The sequence below is a fragment of the Clostridium tarantellae genome, from assembly GCF_009295725.1.
Lineage (GTDB): Bacteria > Bacillota > Clostridia > Clostridiales > Clostridiaceae > Sarcina > Sarcina tarantellae.
In genome coordinates, this window is the sequence record NZ_WHJC01000064.1 from 1 (window position 1) to 14,390 (window position 14,390).

At 25.1% G+C, this 14,390-nt stretch carries 11 protein-coding genes; 3 read left to right on the forward strand and 8 right to left on the reverse strand.

What is annotated here, in order from left to right:
* The 8 genes from GBZ86_RS06400 to GBZ86_RS06435 form a co-directional block, all read right to left on the reverse strand.
* Positions 1-909: exonuclease domain-containing protein (locus tag GBZ86_RS06400; RefSeq protein ID WP_152888861.1), on the reverse strand; the 909-nt coding region annotated here is incomplete at its 3' end.
* A 126-nt stretch (positions 910-1,035) separates the two neighbouring features.
* Complete coding sequence (locus GBZ86_RS06405; protein ID WP_152888863.1) at positions 1,036-3,957, reverse strand: insulinase family protein; 2,922 nt, start codon at positions 3,955-3,957, stop codon at positions 1,036-1,038.
* 199 nt (positions 3,958-4,156) lie between these two features.
* Positions 4,157-4,720 (reverse strand): TetR/AcrR family transcriptional regulator, encoded by a 564-nt coding sequence (locus GBZ86_RS06410; protein WP_152888865.1) that lies wholly within the window; start codon positions 4,718-4,720, stop codon positions 4,157-4,159.
* Between the two features lie 157 nt (positions 4,721-4,877).
* Positions 4,878-6,158 carry an L-cysteine desulfidase family protein gene (locus GBZ86_RS06415; protein ID WP_152888867.1) on the reverse strand — a complete coding sequence of 427 codons (1,281 nt, stop codon included), beginning with the start codon at positions 6,156-6,158 and terminating at the stop codon, positions 4,878-4,880.
* 17 nt (positions 6,159-6,175) lie between these two features.
* Positions 6,176-6,445 carry a DUF4181 domain-containing protein gene (locus GBZ86_RS06420; RefSeq protein WP_152888869.1) on the reverse strand — a complete coding sequence of 90 codons (270 nt, stop codon included), beginning with the start codon at positions 6,443-6,445 and terminating at the stop codon, positions 6,176-6,178.
* Between the two features lie 173 nt (positions 6,446-6,618).
* The gene (locus GBZ86_RS06425) at positions 6,619-7,350 is read right to left on the reverse strand and encodes a flavin reductase family protein (RefSeq protein ID WP_152888870.1); all 732 of its coding nucleotides are present in this window, start codon (positions 7,348-7,350) and stop codon (positions 6,619-6,621) included.
* A gap of 84 nt (positions 7,351-7,434) precedes the next feature.
* Complete coding sequence (locus GBZ86_RS06430; RefSeq protein WP_152888872.1) at positions 7,435-8,016, reverse strand: carbonic anhydrase; 582 nt, start codon at positions 8,014-8,016, stop codon at positions 7,435-7,437.
* Between the two features lie 156 nt (positions 8,017-8,172).
* Positions 8,173-10,971 carry a glycoside hydrolase domain-containing protein gene (locus tag GBZ86_RS06435; RefSeq protein WP_152888874.1) on the reverse strand — a complete coding sequence of 933 codons (2,799 nt, stop codon included), beginning with the start codon at positions 10,969-10,971 and terminating at the stop codon, positions 8,173-8,175.
* Between the two features lie 157 nt (positions 10,972-11,128).
* Here GBZ86_RS06435 and rsxC point away from each other — a divergent pair, with 157 nt between their 5' ends.
* The 3 genes from rsxC to GBZ86_RS06450 all read left to right on the forward strand — a co-directional run.
* A complete protein-coding gene (gene rsxC, locus GBZ86_RS06440) occupies positions 11,129-12,457 on the forward strand; it encodes an electron transport complex subunit RsxC (RefSeq protein ID WP_152888876.1) in 1,329 nt (442 codons plus the stop codon).
* Positions 12,458-12,460: 3 nt separating this feature from the next.
* Positions 12,461-13,444, forward strand: coding sequence for an RnfABCDGE type electron transport complex subunit D (locus GBZ86_RS06445; RefSeq protein ID WP_152888878.1), 984 nt, complete (start codon positions 12,461-12,463; stop codon positions 13,442-13,444).
* A gap of 101 nt (positions 13,445-13,545) precedes the next feature.
* The coding region (locus tag GBZ86_RS06450; protein WP_152888880.1) for a 50S ribosomal protein L11 methyltransferase at positions 13,546-14,390 on the forward strand (845 nt) is incomplete at its 3' end.

Genomic DNA, 14,390 nt, shown 5'->3' on the forward strand with positions numbered 1-14,390 from the left:
TAATAATAGGAATTCTTTTTCACTCATTATATAAATATCTTGTCCATTTCTTATTAATGATTCTGCTTTTTTCATTTTACTACTTTTATTTTCATAATTTAATTTTTTAAAATTTTTTATTCCTGTAACAAGAAAATTAGTACTTTTAGTTACACTACTTCCAACTTTACCACCTAAATTTTTAACTTTAATCATAGCCTCTACTCTTTTCATAGATTCTAATGGTCCAGTAAAAACTACTGTTTTATTTTCAAAAAATTTATTTTTTATTTTTTTATTATTAAATTTATTAAAATTTATTAATTTTTTATTTACTTCTGGCTTTCCTAATGATTTACAAGGAGTATAGAAGTTTCTTTCTACATTTCCAAGTTTTAATTTCATAATTTCTATAAGGTCTTCTTCTTTACTTATACCCAAATCTTTACATATATTTAATACAATATTAGCTGCTGCCGAAGCATCGCTACCTGCATGATGATGTTTTAAATCAAATCCTAAAGCTTCAGATATAGTATTTAGTTTATGATTTGGTAAATCAACATAATATCCCTTTGCCATATGTACTGTACAAGCATATCTTATATTAGGATGTTCTATATCATAAAAACTTAAAGTATTTCTTAATACACTAATATCAAAAGATGCATTATGGGCTATTATTAACTTCCCGTCAATAATAGGTTTTATTTCACTCCAAAGTTCTGAAAAGTTTTTTTCATTTTCTACATCCTCTGGATTTATTCCATGTATCCATATGTTCATTGGTAAAAATCTCATTTCACAAGGGTTTATTAAATAATACTTTTCCTCCACAATCTTATTATCCTTAACTATAGTTAATCCTATAGCACAGGCACTATTTCTTTTTTCATTAGCTGTTTCAAAGTCTATAGCAACAAAATCCAATTAAATCTCTCCTCATAATTTTTAATAACTATAAATATTATACAACTTACTTTTTTATAGTCAAATTTCTCTTTAAATTTCTCTTTTAAATAAAAAAGAGCTAAAAATAGCTCTTTTAAAATATAATTATTTAATTACTTTATATAATTTATTAAATAAATTAGAATTTTCTTTTATTTTATTTTCATTTCCTATAACACAAAGATAATCTGATTTCATTAAATCATTAACTAAAGGAGCAAAACTTCTTATAGTTACTAAATCTGCATTTATTATTTCTTCTCTTTCTTTTTGCAACATTTCATAAGTAAGACCAGCTAAATAATGAGCAGTAGCTATATCTCCTTTTATACTATTACTTATAGGTTGATCATGTTTTCTTATAGTACCTATAATATATTTTGTCATCTCTCTTTCATTAGCTTCAAAATTAGCTATATAAATGGATGTATTATCATATACTTCTATAGTTTCTTTAATATTTGGATCTCTATAAGAAACTATATAAGCACCTCCATCTCTTCTAAAATTAGAAAATACTCCATAGGCTCCACCTTTTACTCTAACAGAATTCCATAAATAATCAAAACCTAAAATTGTTTCTAATAATGATAAAGCTCCATGATAATCATATCCACACTGTTTGTAATTTCCACCCTTTGAAACATATTGAACATTCCCTTGAGTTAATAATCCTTCATTTTTATGACATAATTCAAAAGAATATTTATATTTGTTTATAGTACTAGACTTTAATTTTTTAGAAAATTTATTAAAATATTTTGTAAAATTATCATATTCGTCTTCTAGTGCTGAAAAACTAATTAATAAATTATTTTTATTAAAAATAACATCTTTAACTTCCTTTAAATTAGTGCTTATTTTTTCTCCATCAAAATTTTCATCTAAGTCAACTAAAAATTCATAATATTTTAATCCAGAAACAATTTCATCATAAGCACCTTTACTATAAGCATAAGATAAAACTTTCTTAAAAGCTATTCTATGACCATTATCAAAAATAGCCCCTTCAAGTCTTGCTCTTTTTTCTGCTATAATTTGCTTTATTCTATCTATATCATTTAAATTAGAGTTTAATAATATATCATATAATATTTCTAAAGTATTTTCTATTTTACTGTCTAAGCATTTAAAAGAAACCTCTAAATAAGGCTTATAATCTCCTTCATTAGTTAAACTTGAAAAAGTAATAGGATTATAACTAATTCCACCCGTATTTATATTTACTTTGTTAGATAACTTACTGTAATCATATTTTTTAGTTCCACATTTTCCTAAAATATCTGCTAATAATGCTATATATGGTATAAGTTCCTGCTTTACAGATAATGTATCAAAAAAGAAATTTACATAAGATATTTTATTAGTATTAAAAGAATGATGTAAAACTTTTATTCCATTTATTTCTTTTTCCTGTAAAGGTAATTTTTCCGCTTCTTTATTTATGTCTTTTAAGCTCAATGCAGGAATACATTTAAGAGCTTCTTCAGTATCAGGTGTATTTTGTCTTTCCTTTAACTTTTTACAGTTATTAATTATCTTTTCTACTTCATTATCATTCATACTTTCTTTTATTTTTTCTAACTTTTCCATTAATCCTTTCTCTTTAGTTTCATTTAATCCTTTTTCAGGATGTAATGAAACTAAAGAAGAATGAGGATTGTTAATAAAATATTTTTCTATTAATTCTTCAAAATATCTTTCATTTAAAGCTGTTTTTACTTTTTCTAAAGCTTTATCATATTCTAAATGAACAAATGGTTTCCCTCCATATAACCAACTATCCATAACCTTTAAGTAATAAACCAATCCTTTAGGATAAGAACCATAATCACCTTCTCTTAATTCAAATTCTATCCTATTAATAGAAGCTTCTATTAACTCTTTATCAATTCCTTCCTTAATCAATTGTTTTAATGTATCTATAGTAACTTTTTTAAATTTTTCTTCTAAATTCATATCTGCATTTTTAACTAAAACAGTGAAAGATGGCTGTTTTATGCAATTATCATAATCGCCACTTACAGCTTTTCCTATGCCTGCTTCTACTAATGCTTTTTTTAATGGAGCTGCTGTACTTCTTAAAAGCAAATATGATAAAACTTCAAAAGCTAAGTATAATTCATAATCTATTGCTTCTCCCACAACAAAATTTAAACTATAATAACTTTTTCCATCTAAATTATCATTTTCAGAAATTCCATAATTATATTTTTTTTCTACCATTTCTTTAAAAGGTTTTTGACTATTAATATGAGAATCTATATTTTTCATTTCAAAATCTTTTAAATAATTATCATTTATAAATTCTAATTCTTTTAATAAATCTTCATTGCCGTATAAGAATATATATGAATTTGAAGGATGATAATATTTCTTATGAAAATCTAAAAACTCTTCATATGTTAAATCTGGTATGTTATTAGGATCACCACCTGATGAATAAGCATAACAAGTATCAGGATATATAGTTTCTGGTATGCTTCTATATAAAATAGAATCTGGTGAGGAATAAGCACCTTTCATTTCATTATAAACTACTCCATTATATTTTAATGGTTCATTTTTATCATCAATACTATAATGCCATCCTTCTTGCATAAATATTTCTTTATATTTATAGATATTAGGATATAAAACTGCATCTAAATAAACATCCATTAAATTAAAATAATCTTTTTCATTTCTTGAAGCAACAGGATATATTGTTTTATCTGGATAAGTCATCGCATTTAGAAAAGTATTAAGAGAACCTTTTAATAACTCTACAAAAGGTTCTTTAGTATCAAATTTTCTTGAACCACATAATACTGAATGCTCTAAAATATGAGGAACTCCTGTATCATTAGATGGAGGTGTTCTAAATCCAATTGAAAAAACCTTATTATCATCTTCATTTGCTATTTTTATTAATTGAGCACCTGTTTTTTCATGATTAAAAATATATCCTTTTGAACCAATTTCATTTAAATCTTTTATTTCTATAAGTTTAAAACCATTATAAATATTTCCTACATTAAAATTCATAATTTCACGCTCCTTAATTATAATCATAAAAGTAATTTTACCATAATTATCTTTTATAACAAAGTTTAAATATTAAATTTTAATTATTATTTATTTAAAATAGATAGAGATGATATATATTTATCATCTCTATCTATAAATTATGCCCATTATATACTATTATTAATTAAGTTTCTTATCTTATTTAAATAATATTAACTTAATATATAATATACCCTTTCATTGTATTATATATTAAATTAATATTTTCTTCTTTAGAATTAGGGAATACTTTCATTAAAGAAATTTCCATAGCAAACCATATTAAAACTATTTTTTTAACTACTTCTGGATATTTACCAAATTCTTCTTTGAACTTAAATATTTTTAAAGTTTCATAAATACTTTTAAAAAAATATTCTTGTATAATTTTCCAGTCTAACTCACCTTTAGTATGTAGTGTCCTTACATCATCGCCTAAGCCATCTCTTAATTCGGTGTCATTATATAATACTTCTATCATTTTTTTTAATACTAAATTAGCCTGTTGCTCTTTAATTTGACTAATCTTATTTAATTTTTTTAAAGTATCTTCCCAACTTCTTCTAAAAACTTGTACATATAAAGTCTTTTTATTAGGATAATAATTATATAATGTGCCTACTGCTATACCACAAGCCTCTGCTATAGTTTTCATATCCGTATTATCAAAACCCTTATGTATAAAAATTTTTGAGGCTTCCTTAAAAATTTTTTCTTCTAAATTTTTTATAATTTTTGGCATTTTATCACCTCTTTAACATATTATATCATTTTATGAAAATTTAATAAATATATATTGTATTTGTTAAATTAGATTAAATTATTTATTTATATAATAAAAGTAGATTTAAGAATTTAATAAATATTTTCTTAAATCTACTTTTATACTTTTTTAATTATTAACTTTTTTTATCAAGCATTATTTCTAATATTGCATTATCTGTATTATTAAATCCATTTTCTAAAAGATTTCCTAATGATTTAATACTCTTATCAACATCATCATTAATTATTCCATCATTACTAGTAGGTTCAATATCATGCATAGCTAATATAGAACATTGTATTGCTGCTTGAATTCCTGTTGCTATTTTTAAAGCACAAGTTGATTTTGCACCATCACAAATCATTCCATATATATCAGCAATCATATTTTTCACTAAACATTTTATGTTATTTAAATTTCCGCCTGAAAGATATGTAATAGATGCTCCAGCTCCTGTAGAAGCTGCTATTCCAGCACCGCAAAGTGGTGAAATTCTCCCCATATAACTTTTTATGTATACAGTTATTAAAATACTTAATGCAATTGCTCTTAATAATTTTTCTTCTGCAATATTTGTTTCTTTTGCAAATATTGTGGCTGGTAAAATACATGTTATTCCTTGATTTCCACTTCCAGCTACAGTCATAATAGGTAATTTGCATCCAGCCATACGAGCATCTGAAGCTGCCGCAGTTCCTGATATTATTTTATTAGTTAAACTATTAGCTAATAAATTAATTTTATTATGATTACTCATTTTACTTCCTACTTGAAGACCATATTTATTTTCTATCCCTTCTTCAGAAACTTTTAAATTCATATCTATGCCTCTTAATAAAAACTTTAATTCATTAACATCAACTTCATTTATAAATTCATAAATATCTTTTATTGTAAATATATTTTCCTCATTATTTTCTCCACATTTGTTACTATATTCTTTTTTAAAAATAATTTCATTATTTTTTTCTATAAGTGTAATATTAGTATGATTCCCTTGTATTATAACTTTAGCATAATCATTATTCTTTTTACATATAGCTTCTATATATAATTTTTCACCCGTTAACTTATTATTTATTGTTACCTTACCTTTTTCTATATATTTTTTTGCAAATTCTACATTTTTATCTGTTATGTTAGATAATAAATTTAATTCTTCTTTAGAATTATTGCATATAGCACCTAAAACAGAAACTATATCTATTCCTGTTGTATCAATTCCTGGTAGTCCAACCCCTAATGCATTTTTTATTATGTTTGCACTTAAATTTAATTCAATACTATCTGGAATAGTACCTATTTCATCTGTTGCCTTTGCTACTGCATAAGCTACAGCAATAGGTTCAGTACATCCTAAAGCAGGTATAACTTCTCTTTTTATAATATCAATATAATTTTTATAAATATTCATAGTTTCCCCCTATTTTTCTAAAGTATTTCTAGAAATCTACATATAACATATATTATTATAGCACTTCCGCATATGAAACTTATTTTAGCATTTCTTTGATTTTTTGCATAAATTTTTTCAAAGGTTCCTCTGAAAATAAAACTTATACCTAATACTAATCCAATTATTTGATTAGAAAAAAACCACTCTTTATTTACATAACTATAAAAATAGCCAAATATTAAAGGAAAAATAAAACATGCAAATAAACTTCTTGCAAACGAGACTTTACCTTTTATTAATTTCATTTTCATACTCCTTTTTCATTAGTTATACCATTAATATTAACAAATTTTTTTAGTGTTAGCTATAAAATTAATTAACCTTTTTAGGTGCTTTTTACAAAACTCCATGACATATTCTATTATAAATTTATAAAAAAACAGTATAATAAAAACTATTTATAACTTTTATTAAAATTTTATCTATTTTTTGATTTAGTATATGTTTTTTTTAATTTATCTTTATTAAAATTTTTTTTTGTATTTTCATTATTTTTTTCCTTTTTAAAATTTTTCGAAGAAACTATATAATCTTTTTTATTAATGGTCTTTTTATAGTTTTTAGAATATTTTTTTATTAAGTCTTTATTTTTAGCTACAGATATACCAAATTTTCCTATTGCTTCTTTACTCATAGGGAAATATTCTCCATGACAATAATTTATTAAATTAGCCCATTCAAAATGAATTTTCCCACTTTCATCAATTAAATTAGAATTAATGTGAGAACCTACTACTTCAGCTAAAAATAAATGATGTGTTCCTAAAGGAATTATTTCTTTAACTTTACACTCTATGTTTATAGGGCATTCATCTATATAAGGTACATTAACATTTATACCTTCAACCATAGTAAAATTCATTTCTTTTATTTTATCTACTTCTTTACCTGACCTAACTCCACAAAAATCTGTTGCATTCATTAAGTTTATATTAGGTAGGTTTACACAAAATTCCATGGTTTCTTTTATATATTCAAAAGAAAGTCTTTCTGGTCTTATAGATATTGATAACATAGGAGGTTTAGTATTTATAGTACCTGTCCAAGCTACTGTAAATACATTATCTTTACCCTCATTACTTCTACAAGATACCATAACTACGGGAACTGGATTTAATACTACACTTCCTTTAAAGTCTATTTTATTCATCTGCTCTTCTCCTTTAACTTTCCATTTTAAGCAAATAAATTATATCATATAAAATTTTTATATTAAATATTAAAAAAATTAACTTTAATCTAAAAATTCTACTAAACCATTTAAATGATATTTAGCACTAATTATTTGTAATTGCTTTTTCTCTATAAGCTTTTTTAAAATATAGCTTTCTTTTATTTCATTTATAGTGTTTTTTATATTTATATATACAGCCTCTTCACAATTTTTTGCATTTTTAATTTTCTTCATTATTTTTGAAGCTAAAATTTCTATATGACCATTATACTTTAAATTATCAATTAATTTATCATAAGCAGCCATAACTGCACCACATCCCTCATGACCTAAAACTAAAATTAGTTTTACATCTAAATTTTCAACTGCATATTCTATAGAAGCTAAAGCAAAATCATCTACTACATTTCCTGCTAACTTAACCTCAAAAATTTCTCCTATTCCCATATTAAATATATGTGCTAAAGTTACTCTTGAATCTGCACATCCAACTATTATGATAGATGGCTTTTGCCCCTCTTTTAAAAATTTTCTTCTTTCTTTAGATAAATCAACTAATTTATTCTTACCTTCAAAAAATCTTTTATTTCCATGTTTAAGTTTTTCTATTATTCTATTTATTTCCATGTTCATTTCTTTCATTTCATTGTGCTCCTCTATAATGTTTTAAAATATTTTATCAGTAATAATTTGTAATTTCAATATTTTACTTATTTTTATATTTGTTAATATAATTTATTCAAATATAAAAACAGAGCCTTAATTTAAAATAAGACTCTGTAAAGAAAATACTATATTTTATTTTAAAGTTCGAACATTTATAGCTTTAGGTCTTGATTTTTCTCCATTAGAATAATTACAAATTATCTTAAACCCATATAAAGTATTACTATTTAAATTTTTTATAACTACTTCTGTTTTATCTGCTAGAACTACCCTTTCTTCTACACCATCTTTAAATATAGTATAAGATACTAACTGCTCATTATTTTTAGGTTCCTCCCAAGTTAAAGTTATTTCATTAGCTTTTATATTAGTTGATTTTAAATTAGATACCTTTTCTACTTTAATTGGTTTATTATTATGTTTAATATCTATATATTTTCTACTAATATCCATTAATCCAGCTTTCATTCTAGCTACTTCTCTATCTATTAAATCCTTATTAGATTGATTTCCTGCTTCCATAGCTCCCCACTTATTAGTTTTACCATAAGCTCTTTTTAAGCTTTGTAATAAATAATTTATCTCTTCTGTTAATTCTGGTGTCTCTCTTTTTATTAAATTAAGTTTCTCTACATCTCTAATACCTTCTTTAAGTCTTTCAAATCTTGGAGTACTTCTAGGTATAGGATTTTTTGATTCTTTATCTCCTGGATATATATAGAAAGGATCTCCAGATTCCCAATACCAATGATCTACACTTTCTAATGGTTTTTCTACCCAAGCATCTAAAGCCCATCTTAAAAATCCATTAACATTTTGTGATGCTGCATACCATATAGTCCAAGCACTTTCTGAAGGATTACTTCTTGTAAAACTACTTGGATAATCTCCTACGCAAGTATATAAGGTAGTGTTTAAACCTAAACTTTTTCTTCTTTCAGATAATTTTCTAACTTCATCATTGTTATGATTTATATGTCCTAAATTTATTGAAATATCTTCTATTCTATCTAAAACATCACTACCTACAGCATTATAGTTCATAGCGCCAGATACCTTTAATGTTTTTCCTTCTTTATTCGGTAGTCTATCTAGTAAATTCAAAACTGCTTCCATTGTATTTATTGGTCTTTCATCCATAGCAATATATACTAAATCAAACCATTGTTTTTCATCTAAATGTTTTATAAAATCTACTAAGAAGGTTTCCCAAAGCTCAATCCATCTTTTACTTCCTGGATTTGGTCTTTCCTCTACTATTTCTCCTTTACTTTCATCATAATAAAAAATTCTATTTTCCCATGGAACCATACTAAAACAATTAATTTGTTTATTTATCTCTAAATCTAAGTTAAATTCTACCCATTTATCAAAATGATCAAAGTTAAATTCAAAAGAACCATCTGATTTCTTTGTCCATTTAACCATAGAAGAATATTTATCATAAGTTTGTTGATTCCAAGGGTCCTCAACTATTGTTGCCGTAATTGCCTTTCCACCAGCATCTCTATACATTTCCATTTGCGGCTTTAAAATTTCAAAATGTTCTTGTGAAAATGGTTCAACTTCATAATATCTAGCTACAGTATATGGATATTGCCATAAATCTAAATGAAATTCATTTTCTGTAGCTTTTGGTTGAATAGCATTTAAAACTTCAAAAGAATAATTAAAAATTATTGGATATTCCAATTCATCAGCTTCCACTTTTAGTTCACCTGTATATATACCAGCTTTAATATTCCTTGGAATATTTATACTTATCCATGCAGGTTGAACCCTTTCTTTTGAAATATTTATAGGACTAGAAGTATATAGTATCTCTGGTACTTGTTCTCTTGGTACATTGCTTCCCGGTATATTTCCCCAATTGAATCCTCTTCCTACATGAGCTGATACTTCTTTTAAAAATGTAATATCAATATTATCTTTTCCTATTATTTGTCCATTCTCTGATAAGAAATCAGTAGATGTTATTTTCACGTTATTTACATCTTTACCTTTTGTGTGTAAAACTATCTCTGAATTTAATATGTCTCCTTTCCATCCAACACCATACCAACTAGATGTAACCATATTCTTTACTTCTTCATAATGTTCTTGCATATAATGTCTATCTGTACTACCTATGGCCCCTCCTAAAGCCAATCCAGCTTTAGTAACTGTTACATTACAAACTGCTTCTATATTAGTATCTTTTATTATAGCTTTAATTTGTGTTTTTCCTTCTTTCATTGCTGTAATTACTCCATTATCAACTATTGCTATTTCTGGATTTAAAGACTCCCAAATAATTTCTTTATTAAAAGCATTGTTTGGAGTTATAGTAGCTTGTATTTTATACGTACTATCTTTTTCTATTGAAATATCTGAGCTAGATAATATTATATCCTTTGCTTCTATAAGAGTATGGTAAACCTTTGCAAAATCTACCTGCATATCTGGTGCTATACCTGTTTTTTTACCTGTAGCTCTAACTTTTATGATATGTTCACCTTCTTCTAAATAAGGACTTTCATAAATTAATTGCTGATACTCATTACTATTGCTGTACGCATCTACTTCTATTTCTTCTCCATTATCTATTGAAACTGCATAAATTCCTAAGCCAGGTTGTTTATTACCGTATATTTCAATCTTTCGTCCTTGAAATTTTATCGTATAATATACAGAGCTTGGATCACTTGGCCAAGTTTTAGCATTACTCCAATGTTCATCCCCATTATAAAATTGCTCATATCCAGTGCTTGTCCTCCAATTGCCTATAAAATTAAATTGGTTTAATTCACTTCCTGTAGTAAAATCATTAATAATTGTTACTTGTTCTTCATTACTTTTTCCCAAAACCTTTTTAGTTGAAAAGTCAGAAAATAATATAGTAGTAATAAATAAAATCATTATTCTACTAATGTATTTTGTATACTTTTTCATAAAACAAAACTCCTCTTCTTTTTAAATATATTATACTCTATTACCTTTATTATGTATATATGTATTTTTTATCAATTTATCCTTATGTAAAAATATACTTTTTTTCACATTATTATCATACACTTTAATATAATTTTTAAAAAAGGAGTGTAATTTTATGAAATATTTTACCTTTCCTAAAGGTATTCATCCTCCACATAGAAAAAACTTAACTTCAGATAAACCTATACAAAGCTACTTACCTAAAGATAAATTAATTTTTCCAATGAAACAACATATAGGTGCTCCTTGCAATCCTACAGTAAATATAGGTGATTATATAAAAGTGGGAGATATTATAGGAAATAGTACTTCTTTTATTTCTTCTCCTATAATATCAAGTGTATCTGGAACTATAAAAGATATAAAAAAATTAAAACTTCATAATGATGAAGAAATATTATCTATTATAGTATGTAATGATAGCAAATATTTATCATCTTCATCCATTAAAAGAAACTTTGAAAAATTAAATAATAATGAAATATTAAAAATAATAAAAACTCATGGAATAGTTGGCTTAGGTGGAGCTTGTTTTCCTACTTATATAAAATTAACTCCTCCAAAAGATGTGAAAATAGATTCTATAATTATTAATGGTGCAGAGTGTGAACCTTATTTAACCTGTGATTATAGACTTATGATTGAAAAAACTAATGAAATATTCATAGGAATAAAAATACTATTGAAACTTTTTCCAAATGCTAAAGTTTATATAGCTATAGAAAATAATAAACCTCTTGCTATAAAAGAATTTTTAAAATTAACAAAATCTATATCAAATATAAAAGTTGTTCCATTAAAATCCAAATATCCTCAAGGTTCAGAAAAACATATTATATATGCCTGCACTAAAAGAAAAGTACCCTCTGGAAAACTTCCCTCTCATATTGGCTGTATAGTTCAAAATATAGCCACAGTATATCAAATTTATGAAAGCATAATAAATGACAAGCCTTTAATAGAAAAAATTATTACAGTTACTGGGGATGCTATTTCACATCCTAAAAATTTAAAAGTTAAGATTGGTACTAATATAAAAGAACTAATAAATGAATGTAATGGATTTAAAAAAACACCTGAAAAAATAATACTTGGTGGTCCTATGATGGGAATTTCCATATCATCATTAGATATTCCTGTTACTAAAGGAACTAGTGGTATTATTTGTTTATCAGAAGATAGTTCAACTTTCCATAAAAAAAGTAATTGTATTCGTTGTGGAAATTGTTTAAAAGTATGCCCTATGAATCTCCTTTGCCAAAGACTTCATAAGCTTTCAAAAGAAGAAAATTTAAAAGAATTTGAAAGACTTCATGGTATGGATTGTATAGAATGTGGTAGTTGTACCTATATCTGCCCTGCTAAAAACTTATTAATACAAGACATAAAAAACACTAAACAAAAAATTATAAAAAATAAAACTTTATTAAAAAAGGAGGGGTAATAGATGGACAATACCTTAAATAACCTTAATTTAGATAATAATAAAGACTTTAAGCTATTAAAAAGTAAAGCACCTCATATAAAAAGTCCTATAACAACTCAAAAAATAATGCTAGATGTAATTATTGCCTTAATCCCTACAACTATTGCTGGAATATATTTTTTTGGTATAAAATCTCTATTTTTAATTATAATAAGTATATTTTTTGCTATTTTGTCAGAATTTATTTTCCAAAAACTAACACACAAAGAAATAACCATAAGTGATTTAAGTGCAGCAGTTACAGGATTACTTTTAGCATTAAATTTACCTGTTACTACGCCTCTTTGGATTGTAGCTATTGGAAGTATTATAGCCATTATTTTAGTTAAACAGTGTTTTGGTGGTTTAGGCTTTAACTTTATGAATCCAGCATTAGCTGCAAGAGCCTTTATATTATCTGCATGGCCTGAATCAATAAGTAACTATACGCTAGATGGAATAACAACTGCTACTCCTTTAACCTATATAAAAAATGGTGAAGCTTCTATAATATCCTTATCTGATGCTTTTGTAGGAAATATTCCAGGTTGTATAGGTGAGGTTTCTGCTTTAGCCCTAATAATAGGAGGTATTTATTTACTATATAGAAAAGTTATAACTTGGCATATTCCCATTACCTATATCTCAACTGTTTTTTTACTTACCACTATTATAGGAAGAGATGTCTATTTAAAAGAAAATGGATTTTATGAAATTTTAACTGGTGGTTTATTAATAGGAGCTATATTTATGGCTACTGACTATACAACTTCTCCAATGACTAAATCAGGTCAAGTTGTGTTTGCCTTTGGATGTGGACTCATTACATCATTAATAAGAATTTTTGGTGGATATCCAGAAGGAGTTAGTTATGCAATCATACTAATGAATTTAACGGTACCTATTATAGACCACTATATTATTCCTAAAAGTTTTGGTTTTACTAAAAGTTTAAAACATTATTAAACTTTAATTTATTTTATAACTAATATTTATTATGGTTTATAAACAATATGTGTTATAATTCAAACTTGTGATAACACTTTTAACTAAGGAGGAAATTGTTTATGTTTATAATAACTTTTAAAATGGAGAAAGAAAAAGTTGATGAAAAAATAGATTTATTAACAATTAATGAAATTTACAATGTATATTACCAATCACCATTAGATATAACTACAGATAAATGGGGATATGGGTATAAAGAAAAAGAAAATGTAATTGTTAATCTTAATGTTGCTTTTGATGGTGATAAAAAAGATTTAAAAAACTATATAAAAACAGTATGTGATATATTATGTAATTATGATTATGAAATAAATGAGATATCAAATATTTATGAAGAAACTAATTTCCCAGCTATTCACATAGATGAAAATTGGGTTTTAGCTTCTCCTAATGAAGAGTTTGAAGGAAAAAATAAAATTAATTTTCTATCTCAAGGAGCTTTTGGAACTGGCTTACATGAAACTACACAAGATATATTAAAATTTATATTAAACGAAAATTTTAATAATTTATCTGTTTTAGATTTAGGAACTGGTTCAGGAATTTTATCCTTATCTACTGCTATTAAAGGAGCAAATAAAATAACAGCAGTAGATATTAGAGATGTGGAAGAGGAAGTATTATTTAATGCATCTCTTAACAATATAAATAATATTAATGTTCTTGTAGGAAATATCTTAAATAATGAAATTGTTATTAATGATTCTTATGATTGGATTTTTATAAATATAGGAGGAGAAGAAACTAAATTATTTATGGATTTTATTCATAATCATTTAAAAAACAATGGTAAACTTTTAATATCAGGATTAGTAGAGTGGAGTTTAGAAGAAGTTGTAAATTATGTAAAAAATTTTGGTTATAAATTACAACTTAAAATTCAAAGTAATGAATGGTGTACTTT

Excerpts from the sequence above, each read along its gene's own strand:
- GBZ86_RS06405 (WP_152888863.1), bottom strand. The coding sequence starts at position 3,957 with ATGAATTTTAATGTAGGAAATATTTATAATGGTTTTAAACTTATAGAA.
- GBZ86_RS06410 (WP_152888865.1), bottom strand. The coding sequence starts at position 4,720 with ATGCCAAAAATTATAAAAAATTTAGAAGAAAAAATTTTTAAGGAAGCC.
- GBZ86_RS06415 (WP_152888867.1), bottom strand. The coding sequence starts at position 6,158 with ATGAATATTTATAAAAATTATATTGATATTATAAAAAGAGAAGTTATA.
- GBZ86_RS06420 (WP_152888869.1), bottom strand. The coding sequence starts at position 6,445 with ATGAAATTAATAAAAGGTAAAGTCTCGTTTGCAAGAAGTTTATTTGCA.
- GBZ86_RS06425 (WP_152888870.1), bottom strand. The coding sequence starts at position 7,350 with ATGAATAAAATAGACTTTAAAGGAAGTGTAGTATTAAATCCAGTTCCC.
- GBZ86_RS06430 (WP_152888872.1), bottom strand. The coding sequence starts at position 8,016 with ATGAAAGAAATGAACATGGAAATAAATAGAATAATAGAAAAACTTAAA.
- GBZ86_RS06435 (WP_152888874.1), bottom strand. The coding sequence starts at position 10,971 with ATGAAAAAGTATACAAAATACATTAGTAGAATAATGATTTTATTTATT.
- rsxC (WP_152888876.1), top strand. The coding sequence starts at position 11,129 with ATGAAATATTTTACCTTTCCTAAAGGTATTCATCCTCCACATAGAAAA.
- GBZ86_RS06445 (WP_152888878.1), top strand. The coding sequence starts at position 12,461 with ATGGACAATACCTTAAATAACCTTAATTTAGATAATAATAAAGACTTT.